Here is a 16,870-nt window from a genome sequence, read left to right as displayed (position 1 = left end):
ATTATTTATTTAATTTTTTGAGAGTAATTATTCAGCACTTGGAGTTTCTTCCGTGCTTTCTGCAGCAGGAGCTTCTGGAGCCGCCTCAGCAGGAGTTTCTTCTACAGCAGGTGCAGCAGCTTCTTCAGCTTTAGCTTCTACTGTTTCAGGTTTGTTTTGAAGAGCAGAAACAACTCTTTGAATTGGAGATTGAAGTAATCCAATGATTTCTCCGATCATTTCTTCTCTAGACTTGATGTTCGCAAGTGAAGATAAGTTTTCGTCTCCAACGTAGAAAGTTTCCTGAACAAAAGCAGACTTTAAAGCTGGCTTATCTTCTTTCTTTCTGAACCCTTGAATTAATTTTGCAGGAGCGCTTGCCGTATCAGCAATCATCAATGCTGAATTTCCTTTGAACGTTTCAAACATTTCAGAGTAATCTACTCCTTCCATTTGCTCCATTGCTTTTTGTAAAAGTGTATTTTTCACCACTTTCACTTTGATATTCTGCTTGAAAGCCTGTCTTCTGAAGTCAGAAGATTTAGCAGCGTTCAAACCGTCTAAATCTGCTACGTAAACTACTTTCGCATCCTGAAGCAAATCTTTGATCTCTTGTATTGCTACAACTTTTTGGTCTTTTGTCATTGTCTTAAGGATTATTATTAGTTAACAGATTTACTATCAATTGCAATACCTGGGCTCATTGTAGAAGACAAATAAATGCTCTTCACATAAGTACCTTTAGCAGCAGTTGGTTTCATTTTGATCAATGTCGAGATTAGTTCCTGAGCATTTTCTTTGATTTTGTCAGCATCGAAAGATACTTTACCAATACCAGCGTGGATGATCCCGTACTTATCTACTTTGAAATCAATTTTACCTGCTTTCACTTCAGTTACTGCTTTACCAATTTCCATGGTTACAGTTCCTGACTTAGGGTTAGGCATAAGACCTCTTGGACCTAATACTCTACCTAATGGACCTAATTTACCCATAACAGCTGGCATAGTAACGATAACGTCAACATCTGTCCAACCATCTTTTATTTTTTGTAAATATTCGTCAAGACCTACATAATCAGCTCCAGCTTCTTTAGCTTCAGCTTCTTTATCTGGTGTAACAAGAGCTAAAACTTTAACATCTTTACCAGTTCCGTGAGGAAGAGATACTACACCTCTTACCATTTGGTTTGCTTTTCTTGGATCTACACCCAATCTTACAGCGATATCTACAGAAGCATCAAACTTTGCAGTGCTTACTTCTTTTACAAGAGCTGAACCTTCTTCAAGGTTATAGATTCTACCTTTTTCTACTTTGCTTAAAGCTTCTTTTTGCTTTTTAGTTAATTTTGCCATTTCAATAAGTTTTAAGCGTTAGTTGGTTTAGTTCCTGTTACTTTTAACCCCATAGATCTAGCAGTACCAGCTACCATAGAAAGAGCAGAGTCTATTGTAAAGCAGTTAAGGTCTGTCATTTTATCTTCAGCGATTTTCTTTACCTGATCCCAAGATACAGCACCTACTTTGTTTCTGTTTGGTTCACCAGAACCTCCCTTGATTTTAGCTGCATCCATTAACTGGATCGCTGCAGGTGGAGTTTTAATAACGAATTCAAAAGATTTGTCTTCGTATACTGTAATTACTACAGGTAAAACTTGCCCTGGCTTATCTTGGGTTCTTCCGTTAAATTGCTTACAAAACTCCATGATGTTCACACCTGCAGAACCCAATGCTGGACCTACTGGTGGAGAAGGGTTAGCTGCGCCACCTTTCACCTGAAGCTTTACCATTTTAAAGACTTTCTTAGCCATTTTTAATTTTTTTAGTTTGAATAATTAATGAGTTTGGAAGCATTATTTATTCAGCAGATAACCGACTCACATACAGTAAATCTACTTTTCGGACTGCAAAATTATGAAATATTTTTGAATTAGCAAATAATAATCTCGTAAATACATGAATAAAAGTCAAATATGTGACAAAAAAAAATTACCGCTCATTTCTGAGCAGTAATTACACTTCTTATTAATAGTTAGCTTAATTATTATTTTTTAATAAACTTTTCGGTTACCACTTTATTTTTTGTTTTGATTTCCAATAAATACATTCCTAAGAAACACTTTATTCTTTTCAAAAGAACGACAAAAACTTCAAATTGATCCTGTTGACAAAAAACTTGTCAAAAGAACATCGAAACCAAACCATATCAACACTCCAGATTTACCAAAAGGAATTTATATTCTAAAAGCCACTGATCCATCAGGAAAGTTATTGTTTAAAAAATTTATTAAAGATTAAACCCATTCATTATTCAAAACAAGAAAGAGGCGACCTTTTGAGGTCACCTCTTATATAAAAGCTATTGATACTCTATTTAGAATCCTGAAGGCTTGTTAACCGTACGTGCAGAACCATTTGTCCCTCCCAGATCAGAATTAATATCATTGATATTCTGTTTCGTGATCAGTCTTTTATAGGCCATCAGATAGAGGTCTATTGTAAAATTATTATAGGTTCTTCCGGGGTTTGCAGAGGTAAGAGCGATAAGCTTACTGTCCGTAAATCTGGCTCGGATATGCCATGTCCCTTTACTTTTGAATGCCGTTACATCCGGAGATCCCTGTCTGTTGTCATTGATTCCGTTATCCCCGTAATCAAGAGCTACGTTGGTGGTACCATCATTCATCTTAAATGAATAATTATGGACTACGACCAAAAATTTATCCTCATCAATTTTAGTATCATAATCTGTAATTCCCGCTCCGGATATTCCCGTAAGAGAAAGTTTAAGATAATTAAACAGTCCGCTGCTTTCCAGTTTAGGGTCATACAGCTGCAGAGAATTTTCAGAGGTAGCCAAAAAGCTTCCCCCGGTCATTGTAGGCTCTCCCGGATTTCTTAGATATAGTGAATTGGTGTACGTGTTTCCATTGACATCAAGTGTCTCTTTGGGATCAGTCGTTTTGATCCCTACTCTTCCTGACTGGGCATTCACAAACATTCCCAGAAATAGTATCATTATACTATACATTCTTCTTTCCATGATCATCATTATTGAAGCCCTAAAGGCGTATTGGTTGAAACTCCTGAATAAATGGGTGAAGCAGAAGCAGAGACAGATCCGGTGAATGTTCCCCAATCTTTCACCAGCGATTTTTCAAATACATTAAGAGTAAGCGTCCATGTTCCGTTCACTGAAGATACTGTGCCGGCTCCTTTAAAACTTAAATTAATCGCATGATAATTTTTCCCACCGTTCGTTACCTGCGTCACTTCCGTAGAATAAGCTCCGAAAGATTTAGGACTGGTAGAAGTATTGGCAGCCGAAACAGCACTTGTAAAAACAGCACCGGTAATGGCTACTACATATTTACTGGTTTCCAAGTCTGTATTGAGATTAACGACTTCATCCTGGCTCACATTTTTCAGAATAACATTATAGGTATTCACAGGGGCTACATTACGAAGTGAAATATCAAGCATCTTGATCTTTCCTACAGGGGAAGTGTCTTTTGAACGGGTCAGAAGAAAATAATTTCCTCTTGCCGGTGAATTTACGGTATCTACCAGATAAGATTCTACTAATGTTTCTCCTGCTACATCTAAAGTTCCCTGAGGATTAATGGTATTAATTCCCACTTGTGCTTTTGCATTAAATAAGGCCACTGCCACAAGGAATAATGTGGTGATTTTTTTCATTATGTACATCTTTATTATTGAATTAGTGGAGCGGTAGCTGCCCCCGTTGTAGAAGCTCCGAGATCTTGAGTATTATTGATTTCTTTTGCATAGGCTTTGTCAAAAACCAGCAGATTAAGTGTCCATTCCCCAGTAGGAAAAGAGCTATCCGGAGCAAATCCCTGATAATCGGCTTTCAGTTTCCATGTTCCGTCGGAAGAATACGCAAAAATCTGAGGTACAGGAGTAAGCCAGTCTGCAGAATAGGTTCTTACAGCTTGTGTAAATCCGAATGAAGAAATCACTACAAGAAATTTGTTGGAGTTGATTTTGGTATCAAACTGATTCACCCAGTCTTTATCTGAAGGGTCACATGTGATCTTAAACTGAATAAGATTTATGGGAGCCGGAGAATTAGGCACAAAAGAATCGTTGTAGGCCGTAATTTTATTTTCCGGAGCCGGAGACTTAATGACGAATGTGTAATTTTCGTCAGCTCCTAATTTTTCTAACGGACTTTTGAAGATCATTCCTGATGTTTTCATCGTCCCATTCACTGAGAGTTCTTTTTCAGGATTGGAAGTGTTAATACCCACCTGTGCGTTCATAGATACAGCACTTGCCAGAAGTACTGTCGAAATAATTTTAGTCATTGGACTTATGTATTGTGTTTGTCTTTATTAATTCCTCGGCTGATTGATGTCCTCTTCTTTCTAAATGGCATACGAAGTTGCTATACTTCTGCTATGCATTGTATAAAATTAAAAGGATAAAGTTTTAAGGATTAATCGCTCAATACTTTACAAGAAACATGCCATGTGGAAATAAACGATAAACAAATAATTATTTATCACAACGAAAAACAACTATTTAATTAGCTATTCGATAAAATTCAATCAAAATAAAGTGTATTTAATATGGAATTCATAATAAAAGTATCTTCTGCAATATTTTTTTTACAAATTTCAAATTACGAACATATCAGGAACAAAAAAAGACCGCTTAAAAGCGGTCTTTATATATTTAAAAAGTACTATTTATACTTTTTCTACTTGCATATAGCTAAGCTCCATTGGAGTTTTTCTACCGAAGATCAATACAGAAACTTCGATTTTCTTTTTGTCTTCAAGAATTTTCTCAACAGTTCCATTGAATCCATTGAAAGGACCGTCAATAACCTTAACGTTTTCACCTACAATGTATGGAATCTCAACATCGGTAGCGAATTCAGACAACTCGTCCATTCTTCCCAACATTCTGTTTACTTCAGACTTTCTCATCGGAACAGGATCTCCTCCTTTCGTTAAACTAAGGAAAGATATCACTCCCGGGATGTTCTTAATCGCGTGAGGAATTTCACCCATCAGATCAGCTTCGATCATCAGGTATCCAGGATAGTAAGGCTTCTCTTTAGGAACTTTTTTACCGTTTCTTATCTGAATAACCTTTTCCATAGGAATAACCACTTGAGTAACATACTGCTCAAACCCTAGACGTTTGATTTCTGTCTCAATATAGTTTTTCACTTTATTTTCCTGTCCGCTGATTGCTTTCAGCACATACCATTTCAATTCGCTCATTATGGGAAAATACTTTTTTAGTTGAACACGTTAATTAGCATTCCAATTATGTTGCTGATTGCTTTTGAAAACAACTCATCAACTCCAAAGGTAAACAATGCCAAAATCACTGTAGCTATAGTTACTACAATAGTGGAAGACTGAAGATCAGACCACTTTGGCCATTCAACTTTATGTCTGAATTCGTTATAAGAACCTTTTAAAAAATCAACAAATGAACTCATAATTAATATTTGCACGGGCACAAGGATTCGAACCCTGATCAACGGTTTTGGAGACCGGTATCCTACCATTGGACGATGCCCGTAGATAAAAAGCTTCCGAGAGTTTCCTTCCGGAAGCTTTATTTATTTTAAGATGATTAGTCTAAGATTTCAGTTACCTGACCTGAACCAACTGTTCTACCTCCTTCTCTGATCGCAAATCTAAGACCTACGTTAAGAGCGATTGGCTGTAACAATTCTACAGTGATCTCTAAGTTATCACCAGGCATTACCATTTCTACACCTTCTGGTAAGAAGATCTCACCTGTAACGTCAGTAGTTCTTACGTAGAACTGAGGACGGTACTTGTTGTGGAATGGAGTGTGACGTCCACCTTCTTCTTTAGAAAGGATATAAACAGATGCTTTGAATTTTTTGTGTGGCTTAACAGAATCTTTCTTAGCGATTACCATACCTCTCTTGATGTCAGTTTTTTCAATACCTCTCAACAATAGACCTACGTTATCTCCAGCTTCACCTCTGTCAAGGATTTTTCTGAACATCTCAACTCCTGTAATAGTAGAAGTTAATTTTTCTTCACCCATACCGATGATATCAACAGGATCACCTGTATTGATAATACCAGCTTCGATTCTACCAGTTGCAACAGTACCTCTACCTGTAATAGAGAATACGTCTTCGATTGGCATCAAGAATGGCTTATCAGTATCTCTTGGTGGTTGCTCGATCCAAGTATCAACAGCATCCATCAATTCTTCAACGCTCTTGAACCACTTATCGTCAGTCTTAGCACCTCCTTCAGCTGTAGCAGCAGTAAGAGCACCTAATGCAGAACCTTGAATTACTGGAGAGTTATCTCCGTCGAAATCGTAAGTAGATAGTAAGTCTCTAAGCTCCATTTCAACAAGCTCTAATAACTCAGCATCATCTACCATATCAACTTTGTTCATGAAAACAACAATTCTAGGTACGTTTACCTGACGGCAAAGTAGGATATGTTCTCTAGTCTGAGGCATAGGACCGTCAGTTGCAGCACATACTACGATAGCTCCGTCCATTTGAGCAGCACCAGTTACCATGTTCTTTACATAATCCGCGTGACCTGGACAGTCAACGTGAGCATAGTGTCTTTTTTCAGTTTCGTATTCGATGTGAGCTGTATTGATAGTAATACCTCTTTCTTTTTCTTCTGGAGCAGAGTCAATTGCAGAGAAGTCTTTTTTCTCAGCAAGACCTTTGCTAGCTAATACAGCAGAAATAGCAGCTGTAAGAGTAGTTTTACCATGGTCAACGTGACCAATAGTACCAATGTTCAAGTGTGGTTTGTTACGATTAAACGTTTCCTTTGCCATGATGTGAAATTATTTATTTATTGTTTATTCAAATTTTCAGTGTGCAAATATAATGATTTTTTAAATATCAAAACCTTTTTTCTTTAAAAAAATTCAACATCTTGATCCAAACAATTGCAAACCCCAATACTTCTAAGTATTGAGGTGCAAATTTACACAAATTTATTAATTGAAAGAAACCTTATAAGTGTTTTATTCAAAATATAGTCAAGGTAATCTGTTATAATAATTGTATCGTTTTAATAATGAACAAGATAAAAATTCACTCTAGTAAAAAAAAACTAATCAAAATCCATCTTGTCATTAATCTCGTATATCATTATGAACCATTAAAAATAATATGATGAGAACACTATTACATTTCTTTCTGGTACTGATTACCATGACCACTTTTTTTTCGTGCGATAATTCTGATGATGCAATGATGACCCCGGATACCAATGTTACCGGTCCCGATCTTATGGCTTACGGCCTGACAGGAATGAACGAACTCGTTTCTTTTAATGCCAATAACCCTAAAACATTTGCTTCCAAAACAGCAGTGACAGGAATTCCGGCAGGTGAAAAATTAATGAGTATCGACTTCAGACCTGCTACAGGAGAATTATATGCTTTGTCGAATGCAAGCAAATTATATATCATTAATACGTCTTCTGCATCTGCCAGGATCGTGAGCTCTACAGCTTTTACTCCAGCGATTTCCGGAAGTATCGCTTCTATTGATTTTAATCCAACGGTTGACAGAATCCGTCTGGTCAGCAATTCAGGGCAAAATCTACGTCTTCATCCTGAAACAGGAGCTGTAGCATCTACCGATACCAATACTTCTGCTACAGGCATTACCGGAGTGGCTTATACCAACAGTAAAGCAGGAGCTTCGTCTACTGTTTTATATGATATTGATCCTGTTGCCGGAAAATTATTTAAGCAAGATCCTCCGAATAACGGAACTTTGGTAGAAGTGGGAAATCTTGGAGCAACCTTCTCCGGACAGGCTGCTTTTGATATTAAATATGATAACAGTACAGCATTAGTTGCTTTAAGTGACAAACTTCACATTTTGGATCTGAATAGCGGTAAAACCACTTTTATAGGAACACTTCAACAGGCTATAATTGACATCGCGATTCCTACTGAAGCTGTAGCTTATGCTATTGACAGTTCAAATAACCTTCAGATATTTAATCCGAACAACCCGATGCCCGTTTCTAAAACAGTGACAGGATTACAGACCGGAGAAAATATTTTGGGAATAGACTTCCGTCCGTTAAATGGACAATTGTATGCTTTGGGCAGTTCTAGCAGAATGTATACCATCAATTTAGGAACAGGTGCGGCTACGGCAGTAGGAAGCTCACCTTTCGCTATTTTACTTACAGGAACTGATTTTGGATTTGATTTTAATCCGATGGTTGACAAAATAAGGGTAGTGAGCAACTCCGGACAAAATCTTCGTCTGGATCCTGTAACCGGAGGGATCACTGCCGCAGATACCACAATCACTCCGGTTACGGCTATGATCAGTGCAGCGGCTTATGCTAATAATTTTACCGGAACTACGGCCACTACTCTATTCGTCATTGATCATAATACGGATAAACTCTATCAGCAAACTCCACCCAACAACGGAACTTTAGTGGAAACGGGTTCTTTGGGAATCAATATGACGAATGCTAATGGTTTTGATATCGGAAGCGCAAGTCAAAAGGCTTATTTAATGGCTACGGTAGGGACCTCAACAAAACTTTATACTGTAAATACGACATCGGGAGCTGCCACGGCAGTTTCTGACTTTCCTAATGCTGTAAAAGCTTTTGCAGTAGGCTTAGGATTTTAAAAACCCATAAAAATTATTTCGATACGAAGAAGCGCGGAAAACATAGTTTTCCGCGCTTCGCTTAATATAAATAGATAGAAGAATAATTAAATCTGCTGGGACTTCTTCGTCCTGTTGAAGATCCAGAATATAATCGGGAAGATCAACAAGGTTAATACAGTTGCCGTAATTAACCCTCCGATAATCACAATAGCCAAAGGTTTCTGGGATTCTGAACCAATCCCGGTGGACAGGGCTGCAGGCATTAACCCTATTGAAGCCATTAGTGCGGTCATAATAACAGGACGTGTTCTGGATTTCACTCCATTGAGTATGGCAATATCTAAACTCAATCCGTCCTTAACATTCTGATGGAATTCCGTGATCAGGATCACTCCGTTCTGGATACAGATCCCGAGCAAAGCGATCATTCCGACTCCGGCAGATATTCCAAAGTTCATTCTGGTAATATGCAGGGCAATTATTCCACCGATCAATGCAAATGGCACATTAGCCAGTACCAGCAATGAGTCTTTCATGTTTCCAAAAAGGATGAACAATAAGAAGAAGATCCCCAAAATACTGATCGGAACCACCTGCGCCAATCGGTGTGAAGCTCTCTGCTGGTTTTCAAACTGCCCCGTCCAACCGATGGAATACCCATCCGGAAGGTCAACATTGGCTACTTTTTTCTGCGCATCGGCAATAGTACTTCCTAAATCCCGGTCGCGGATCGAGAATTTAACCCCGATATATCTTTTAATATCATCTCTGTAAATAAATGCGGCTCCGTTATCTTTTACAATGGTACTGATCTCTTTCAGGGGAATTTTTGCGCCATCCTGCGTAGGAACCATTAGCGAAGCAATATCATTTTCATCTTTTCTGTATTCCTGGGAATAACGGAGACGGATCGGAAATTTTCTTTCTCCATCAAACATTTCTGAAGCTGTTTTTCCTCCAAAAGCCATCTCCAATACGGATTGTGCATCATCCGGCATTACTCCGTACGCAGCCATTTTATCTCTGTCCAGCACAACACTTACTTCCGGCTGTCCGATATTTTTAATGATTCCGGGATCTTTTACCCCGTCTACATCTTTGATCTGTTTTAAAACTTCATCAGCTAATTTGTCTAAGGTTTCCAGATTATCACCATAGATCTTGATCCCGTTCTCTGCTTTGAAACCAGCTACGGCTTCTGCCACATTATCGGAGATCGGTTGGGAATAATTAAAGGTAATCCCCTGGTAGCTTCTGAGTTTTTTATCAATTTCTTCAATAAGTTCTTCATAACTGATCTTGCGTTTCCATTCATCTTTAGGTTTAAGGTTGACGGCAAACTGTACAAATCCAAATCCGTTCGGGTCTGTTCCGTCATTACTTCGTCCCGTTTGAGCAAGAACATCGGTCACTTCAGGAAAGCTCATAATGTCTCTCTTTAAAAGGTCAGCCGTTTTTAAGGATTCCTTTAATGATGAACTCATTGGCATTTCTGCCGTGATCCAAAGCGAACCTTCATTCAGCTGCGGCAGGAATTCTGTTCCTAAGAATTTCCCGGAGAATAATGTTGCCACCATGAAGGATACCGCAACGATTAAACTCATTTTTTTATGTTTAAAAGTATAGTTGAATCCTTTCAGTACCATTCTGTCCCAGAAATTCACAAACGGGTTGTTTTTTTCTTTTACGTTCTTGTTTAAAAGGATATGCGAAAGAACAGGAACTAAAGTCAGTGTAAAAATCAAGGCTCCGATCAAGGCAAATCCCAAAGTAAATGCCAAAGGCGAGAACATCTTCCCTTCTACTTTCTGGAAAGAGAAAATAGGTATCAGTGAGGTGATAATGATTAATTTTGAAAAGAAGATGGCCTTTCCTAAACCTGTTCCCGTCTGTTTGATCCAGCCTCCTTTTGAGAGTTTATTAAATTTTTCTGTTCCGTATTTAAGGGCTTTGTGGTCGAGCATCACAAAGAGCCCTTCCACCATGACGACGGCTCCGTCAATAATGATCCCGAAATCTACAGCTCCCAATGAAAGAAGGTTGGCACTCATTCCTGCCAGTTTTAAGCATAAAAATGCAAACAACAGCGACAGTGGAATAATAATGGAAACGATAAAAGTCGTTCTCCAGTCCGCCATAAAGATTAAAACGATCACGGTAACTAGGATGATTCCCTCGATCAGATTGTGCATCACAGTGTGTGTTGTAAAATCCATTAAGTTGTCACGGTCATAAAAGGTTACCATTTTGACATCTTTTGGAAGGACCTTTTCATTAAGTTCTTTGATTTTGGCTTTTACTCCGACGAGAACTTCACGCGGGTTCTCTCCTTTTCTCATCACTACGATTCCTTCAACCGTATCTTCATGTTTGTTAAGACCTGCCTGTCCTACTCTCGGCATAGAGCTTTCATGGACATCTGCTACATATCTTACCAGCACCGGGTTTCCGCTGTCATTCTGAATGGTGATATTTCCGATATCTGCCACAGATTTTACCAGCCCTATTCCTCTTACGACATAAGCCTGACCATTTTTTTCGATCACATCACCTCCTACATTTAAATTACTTTTGGTAACAGCATCGTACACCTGAAGTGGAGTCAGGTTATATTTATCCAAAGCTCTCGGATCGATACTTAATTCGAAAACTTTGTCTTGTCCTCCGAAAACATTGATGTCTGCTACGCCAGGAACCCCTCTCAGCGCACGGTCGATCACCCAGTTTTGCAGGGTTAAGAGTTCTCTGGAATCTTTTGTTTTACTTTCCAGGGTATATCTGAAAATTTCCCCGGTAGGCCCGTAGGGTGGCTGAACTTCCGGATCCACCTCATCAGGAAGGCTTACGGTTCTTAATTGGTTATTGACCTGATTTCGGGCAAAAGTATCATCCACCCCGTCGTCGAAAAGAATTTTAACGATAGAAAGACCGAACATCGTGGTACTTCTGACACTTGTTTTCTTCTGAACCGGGCTCATGGCCAATTCGATGGGCGTAGTGACAAAACGTTCCACTTCTTCTGCGCTGCGCCCATTCCATTGGGTTATAATAACGATCTGGGTATTGGTAACATCGGGAAAAGCTTCAATGGGCATATTTTTGAAACTTATAAAACCCGCAATGGCCAAAATAGCGACCCAGATAAAGGTAAATGCTTTATTTTTTAACGAGAAAGCAATTATATTTTTAATGAATTTATTCATGATAGATTAAATTGATGACCTAAAAAAGCCGTTGAAAGAAACATTATTTTAAGTCCATTACTATTTTAATTGAACCATTAAGCGCAGTTTAGGCTTTAAGCTTGATTAAGGAAATATCTGAAGATATTTTTCAGCTTCCTTCTTATATCTGCTCTCAGATACTTAATCCCTCTTAACAGCTTAAAATACTCTTAATGGTTTAAAACGTATTAACTATTTAAAGAGCGGTAGATCAACAGCTGGTTGTTGGTGATCACTTCTTCTCCTTCAGACAGACCTCTGGCTATATAGGTAATGTCTCCTACCTGTTTTAATATCTTTATTTCTTTAATTTTTATATCGGTTCTGGATTTGAAAACCACAACAAAACTTCTGTTGTCATCAAAAATCACCGCTTTTGAAGGGATGGTAAGCGCTGTATTGCTTTCGGAACTTGAAACTTTGATTGTTGCTTTACTATCAGGAATCAAAAGACCGTTGGCATTATCCAGGACAACTCTTGCCTGCATGGAATTGGTTTCCGGATCGATGATCTTGAATATCTTATCTATTCTACCATCAAAAATTTTATCCGGATAAGACAGTGTTGACACTTGTGCTTTCATTCCCAGGCTTATTTTTTCAATATCAGATTCATTGACGTTCATGATGGCCCAAACGTTTGTTGTATTGGCAACATCAAAAATATTTTCGCTTCTGTCGCTTCTCAGCTGCATGTCTTTATTAATATTTTTCTGAACGATATATCCGCTAATGGGGGCCACAACACTGTAGATATTGCCTTTTTTTACATTATACACCGTACTTACAGCTGTTGCTCTCTGCATCTGGTCCTGAGCTTTCTGCAGTACGCTTTTGGCTTCAAGTACTTCTCTTTCCGTATTCAGTTTGCCTTCGTACATTTCTTTGGCGACACGCAGGTTATTCTGGGCCACCACCATATCGGTCTTTGCATCGCTTACATCTTTTTGCACTTCAGCCAGCTCCGTGCTTCTGATCGTAGCCAGCACCTGCCCTTTTTTTACGTAATCTCCAAGCTCTACATTTACGCTTAAAACATTTCCACCTACTAAAGGATATACATCGATATAGCTGTTTTTATCAGCAGATATTTTACCATAAAAACTATACTGATCTTCTATATTTTTTTTCTCCGCTTTGGCAAAAGAGATCGAGCTCAGCATGGTGTTGCTCAGTTCAAAACCTTTTTTGGCCTGTGGGGCTTTTTCTTCTTCTTTTTTTGCACATGATAACAAAGAAAGGGCTATCAGTACAGGGATTATATATTTTTTCATTGCTTAATAGAAGATTTTCGTTTGTATGAGTTGATTAAGTTGTTCTGCAGACTGCATGATTTCATTTTTCATATCATAAATCTGGAGTGCAGTTTGTCTGTAGCTGTCCATGAAATCTGTAAATTCTATGAGGTTGACGTTTCCTTTTCTGAAATTCTTCAGCATTCCGTCATAGACCAGTTCCATATTGCTAAGGTCCGTGGTTTTGATCTCCGCGAGCTGATCGTATTGACTTTTCCAGGTTTTATAAGCGGACTGCACTTTCGTTTCAAGATTCAGTTTCTGATAGTCTGCATTTTTCTGGTTTTGCTGAATGGCATAATTGGCCTTTTCCACATTCCCCTGATTGGATTTCCATAATGGCAGCGGAATCCCTATCATAAGATTAACCTCATTTTTAAAGGTTCCTCCGTTCTGGTCCCATCCCGCTCCCACATTCAGATCCGGAACATTGAGAGATTTCTGCCACTGTGCGTATAGTTTGCTGTTGTCTATTAATTTTAGAAAATACTGATAGTCGGAATTATTTTCCAGTGCTTTTTTCTTTAATTCACTTTCGTCTCCGAAAGGCTGTGCGGCAAGGATTTCTTTTGCATCAGCATCAGAAAGCTGGGGTTCTATATCATCTGAACTTCCCGTGAGTACCTTTAAATTCTGCTCAAATTCAAGAATATTCTTATTGATACCAAGTTTATCATTGTTAAGCTGGATTACTAAGCTCTGCAGTCTTACTTCGTCTTTAAGGGAAACATTACCTTTTGCAGATTGAGCACGGTAAGCACTTAGGAGATCATTCATATAGCCAAGCTGCTTGTTGGTATTATCGAGTTTCAGTTTTTCGTAATACAGGTTGAAGTAGCCGGCATGGAGCTGGGTTCTCAGATCTACCAGAAGCTGTGAAAACTGAAGCTGGGCCAATTCTTTGTTTGATTTCGCGAAAGCAATTTCATTTTTCTTTTTCCCGCCCATATAGATGAGCTGAGTGATCTCTGCTCCTTTAGCACGTCCTATATCAAAGACTTTTTTACCTTCGGGATTATAAGCATTGATCTGCCCGCTCAGTTGGGGAAGTTCCCAAATCTTAGCCTGCAGAATATCTGCATCAGCCATATTGATGTTGTATTGTTCTGCGAGAAGCTGAAGATTGTTTTTCTGAAAAGCCTCTTCACAGTCCAAAAGTGACATCTGCTGCTGCCCTGCCATGAATGAGGAAACGGCAATAAACAGCCCTGCAATTTTGTTCATTCTATCTTTTTTTATGGTACAAAATTGCCATTATGCGATTAAAATGGCCTTAAAGGAGCCTTAAAAAAAAATTAAATTTGATTTAGAACCACGATAAATACTACATTTATTGAAATATTTATTTAAAATGAATGGAGAAAACTGTCGTAAGAATAGACCGGGAATTTCTAAATGGGAAAAACTTTAATATGGAGCAATCCGTCTGGCTTACGGTTGTAAGACAAAGTAAATTCTGATGCAGCGATAAAATTAAAGCTGTTTATTAAATGTAACGGCAAATTTATTGGTGTTTTCGGCCGGAGAAGTATATCTGATTTCTGCACCGTGGTATTCCAGAATCCTTTTGACAATCCGCAGACCAAGACCCGAACCGGAAATATTCTGAGAATTATTCCCTCTCATAAAGGCTTCAAATAGTTTTGTCTGTTCTTCTTCAGGAATGGTATTTCCATGAGAAATCACATCAACATTAAGCTGATCATTGGTTTCGGTGATTAAAACATCTACTTCTGCATCATCCGAATATACAGCTGCATTTTTAAAGAGATTGATAAATACAATCACCAATAAAGAATGGATGCCACTTATGGTTAGCAGGCCATTTTCCGAGGTGTCTTCAGAGATCAGGAAATCCAGTTTCAGGGAAGGGTAACTTTTTTCGACCGCTTCGAAAGCTTCAAATATCACTTCATCAATCCTTACTTCTTCATAAATACTCTGGATATTTTCTTTGTCGAATTTTGTAAGCAGCAAAAGAGAATTGGTAAGATCAGACAGCTGATAAACATCCCGCTGGATCTGTTTTAAAGAGGAAAGGGTTTCGGGAGAATGTTCTTCAAATTTGATCAGATTTTCAAGCTGAAATGCCATCCTTGTAATCGGAGTCCTGATCTCATGAGAAGCACTTGCTGTAAAATCTTTCTGCGACTGAAAAACATCATCCAGCCTTGCAATCATCGTATTAAAGGATTTTGCCAAAACATTGATCTCATCATTAGACTCCTGAACAGGAATCTGTTTTGTAAGTTTATGGGCGGTAACTTCCGAAATTTCAGTATTAAGATCTTCCAGGGGACGCAGAAACTGTCCCATAAAATAGTAGCTGAAAAAACCGATCAAAAGAGTACTCATCACATAAGCTGTGATCAAAAGGTATTTAAGGTATTCAAGTTTTGATTTTCCATTGGTATCAAAAGCGCTGGTAAGGATATAATAATTTTCGCCATTGATATTCCGAAGCGCTGCGTAGATCTCAGGAACTGTTTTCTCTGTGTATATGATCTTCTTTTCATCCAGCTCTTTAAGAAGAGCACTATCCCAGATTACATTACGGTCCTTGATCGTACTATAAATCAACTCTTTATCACTATTGAAAATTAAGATCGTTTCATTCAGAAGGATGTTGTCTGAGTTTTCGTTAAAAAAGATAGGAGCTTCTACTTCAAAATCTTTAGACTTTGAAATGAAGTGGGAAGTAAATTCGAGACGCTGCCTGAATCTTTCTTTAAATTCATCTCTCCTAAAATCATTAAAAGACATATAGATAACGGCCATCACCATTGCAAAAAGCAGGGAGAAAGCGATGCTGATCGTTAAAGCTATCTTTCTTTTTAAAGACATCTACAATGTACTTAGGTAGTATCCGAAACCGGAACGGGTATGAATAAGTTTTAGTTTAAAGTCTTTATCAATCTTCTTTCTCAAAAAATTGATGTAGACTTCTACAGTATTGGTGTTCGTATTGAAGTTATGCTCCCATACGTGCTCAGTGATCTGCTGTTTGGAAACCGTTCTTCCCTGTGCTTCGGCAAGATAAACCAGCAACTGGAATTCTTTCAGAGTAAGGGCTATTTCATTGCCGGCTCTATAGACTTTCTGTTCTGTTTTATTGATGATCAGGTCATCTACTCTGATGATATCCTGATCAGAGGCATCGGAAGGCGATTTTCTTCTCAACAATGAATTCATTCTCAGTAGAAGTTCTTCAAACTGAAAAGGTTTTACCAGATAGTCGTCAGCAAGTCTCGTAAATGCATCTTTTTTATCGGAAATATCTCCGTAGGCCGAAATGATGATAATGGGGGTATTTTTATCGAAAGAACGGATGGTCTGACAAACATCAAGTCCGTTGATCTTGGGAACATTGATATCCAGCAGATACAGGTCATACGTATTGTTCCTAATCTGACGGAGAAAGGTTTCACCATCGTAGATTTTATCGCACGTAAAGCTGTTTGATTCCAAAAACCGGCAAAGTTCTGCTGATAGAATAAGGTCATCTTCCAATAAAAGAATATTCATCAAAAATTATTTGATACGAATTTAACGAAAAATTATGACTATTCATGCTAATTGGCGTTGCTATATTAATCGTTTTCTACCGGAAGTATTAAATTAAAAGATAAGATTTAACGCTGATTCAGTTGAAGGAGGTTATTATTCTTTTTCCTGTCTTCCAAAGCGGTCTTTTAGATCCCTTTGATGATCTCGCTAGGA

17 protein-coding genes and 1 tRNA gene are annotated in these 16,870 nt (G+C 38.2%); 2 read left to right on the top strand and 16 right to left on the bottom strand.

The annotated features are described in order from the left end of the window. Nucleotides 1-27 precede the first annotated feature (27 nt). From rplJ to NZD88_RS21335, 4 genes are all read right to left on the bottom strand, one after another. Nucleotides 28-624 carry a 50S ribosomal protein L10 gene (gene rplJ / locus NZD88_RS07760; protein WP_259828530.1) on the bottom strand — a complete coding sequence of 199 codons (597 nt, stop codon included), beginning with the start codon at nucleotides 622-624 and terminating at the stop codon, nucleotides 28-30. Between the two features lie 17 nt (nucleotides 625-641). Further along, nucleotides 642-1,334 carry a 50S ribosomal protein L1 gene (gene rplA, locus NZD88_RS07755; protein WP_169232899.1) on the bottom strand — a complete coding sequence of 231 codons (693 nt, stop codon included), beginning with the start codon at nucleotides 1,332-1,334 and terminating at the stop codon, nucleotides 642-644. An 11-nt stretch (nucleotides 1,335-1,345) separates the two neighbouring features. Next, nucleotides 1,346-1,789, bottom strand: a complete 444-nt coding sequence (gene rplK, locus NZD88_RS07750) for a 50S ribosomal protein L11 (protein WP_169232900.1) — start codon at nucleotides 1,787-1,789, stop codon at nucleotides 1,346-1,348. A 233-nt stretch (nucleotides 1,790-2,022) separates the two neighbouring features. Next, nucleotides 2,023-2,112: a T9SS type A sorting domain-containing protein gene (locus NZD88_RS21335; RefSeq protein ID WP_169232901.1), complete on the bottom strand. Its 90-nt coding sequence runs from the start codon at nucleotides 2,110-2,112 to the stop codon at nucleotides 2,023-2,025. Between NZD88_RS21335 and NZD88_RS21330 the strand changes: the two genes are divergently transcribed. Next, nucleotides 2,076-2,276, top strand: a complete 201-nt coding sequence (locus NZD88_RS21330; RefSeq protein ID WP_423738656.1) for a T9SS type A sorting domain-containing protein — start codon at nucleotides 2,076-2,078, stop codon at nucleotides 2,274-2,276. The two genes, NZD88_RS21335 and NZD88_RS21330, sit on opposite strands and share 37 nt — an antisense overlap. Nucleotides 2,277-2,352: 76 nt before the next feature. Here the strand turns inward: NZD88_RS21330 and NZD88_RS07745 are convergent, their stop codons facing one another. From NZD88_RS07745 to tuf, 7 genes are all read right to left on the bottom strand, one after another. Next, nucleotides 2,353-3,021, bottom strand: a complete 669-nt coding sequence (locus tag NZD88_RS07745; protein WP_259828528.1) for a hypothetical protein — start codon at nucleotides 3,019-3,021, stop codon at nucleotides 2,353-2,355. Nucleotides 3,022-3,029: 8 nt separating this feature from the next. Then, the gene (locus NZD88_RS07740) at nucleotides 3,030-3,677 is read right to left on the bottom strand and encodes a hypothetical protein (protein WP_259828527.1); all 648 of its coding nucleotides are present in this window, start codon (nucleotides 3,675-3,677) and stop codon (nucleotides 3,030-3,032) included. Between the two features lie 14 nt (nucleotides 3,678-3,691). Beyond that, on the bottom strand, nucleotides 3,692-4,309 hold the full coding sequence (locus NZD88_RS07735) for a hypothetical protein (RefSeq protein WP_169232904.1): 618 nt from the start codon (nucleotides 4,307-4,309) through the stop codon (nucleotides 3,692-3,694). A 384-nt stretch (nucleotides 4,310-4,693) separates the two neighbouring features. After that, the gene (gene nusG, locus NZD88_RS07730) at nucleotides 4,694-5,236 is read right to left on the bottom strand and encodes a transcription termination/antitermination protein NusG (RefSeq protein WP_073329689.1); all 543 of its coding nucleotides are present in this window, start codon (nucleotides 5,234-5,236) and stop codon (nucleotides 4,694-4,696) included. Between the two features lie 17 nt (nucleotides 5,237-5,253). Beyond that, nucleotides 5,254-5,460 (bottom strand): preprotein translocase subunit SecE, encoded by a 207-nt coding sequence (gene secE / locus NZD88_RS07725; RefSeq protein WP_034723808.1) that lies wholly within the window; start codon nucleotides 5,458-5,460, stop codon nucleotides 5,254-5,256. 12 nt (nucleotides 5,461-5,472) lie between these two features. After that, nucleotides 5,473-5,543: transfer RNA gene (locus NZD88_RS07720), tRNA-Trp, on the bottom strand. A gap of 54 nt (nucleotides 5,544-5,597) precedes the next feature. After that, entirely contained in the window at nucleotides 5,598-6,812 is a 1,215-nt protein-coding gene (tuf, locus tag NZD88_RS07715) for an elongation factor Tu (protein WP_169232905.1), read from the bottom strand. Nucleotides 6,813-7,155: 343 nt separating this feature from the next. Here tuf and NZD88_RS07710 point away from each other — a divergent pair, with 343 nt between their 5' ends. Further along, nucleotides 7,156-8,649: a DUF4394 domain-containing protein gene (locus tag NZD88_RS07710; protein ID WP_259828526.1), complete on the top strand. Its 1,494-nt coding sequence runs from the start codon at nucleotides 7,156-7,158 to the stop codon at nucleotides 8,647-8,649. 86 nt (nucleotides 8,650-8,735) lie between these two features. Here the strand turns inward: NZD88_RS07710 and NZD88_RS07705 are convergent, their stop codons facing one another. From NZD88_RS07705 to NZD88_RS07685, 5 genes are all read right to left on the bottom strand, one after another. Then, nucleotides 8,736-11,834, bottom strand: a complete 3,099-nt coding sequence (locus NZD88_RS07705; RefSeq protein WP_259828525.1) for an efflux RND transporter permease subunit — start codon at nucleotides 11,832-11,834, stop codon at nucleotides 8,736-8,738. A 209-nt stretch (nucleotides 11,835-12,043) separates the two neighbouring features. Then, the gene (locus NZD88_RS07700) at nucleotides 12,044-13,129 is read right to left on the bottom strand and encodes an efflux RND transporter periplasmic adaptor subunit (protein ID WP_259828524.1); all 1,086 of its coding nucleotides are present in this window, start codon (nucleotides 13,127-13,129) and stop codon (nucleotides 12,044-12,046) included. A 3-nt stretch (nucleotides 13,130-13,132) separates the two neighbouring features. After that, nucleotides 13,133-14,374: a TolC family protein gene (locus tag NZD88_RS07695; RefSeq protein ID WP_259828523.1), complete on the bottom strand. Its 1,242-nt coding sequence runs from the start codon at nucleotides 14,372-14,374 to the stop codon at nucleotides 13,133-13,135. Between the two features lie 249 nt (nucleotides 14,375-14,623). Continuing rightward, nucleotides 14,624-15,994, bottom strand: coding sequence for a HAMP domain-containing histidine kinase (locus NZD88_RS07690; RefSeq protein WP_259828522.1), 1,371 nt, complete (start codon nucleotides 15,992-15,994; stop codon nucleotides 14,624-14,626). After that, nucleotides 15,995-16,675: a response regulator transcription factor gene (locus NZD88_RS07685; RefSeq protein WP_259828521.1), complete on the bottom strand. Its 681-nt coding sequence runs from the start codon at nucleotides 16,673-16,675 to the stop codon at nucleotides 15,995-15,997. Nucleotides 16,676-16,870: the final 195 nt, after the last annotated feature.

This window comes from Chryseobacterium pyrolae, assembly GCF_025153485.1.
In the GTDB taxonomy this organism is placed as follows: Bacteria; Bacteroidota; Bacteroidia; order Flavobacteriales; family Weeksellaceae; genus Chryseobacterium; species Chryseobacterium antibioticum.
This window is presented reverse-complemented; position numbering and strand designations above follow the sequence as displayed.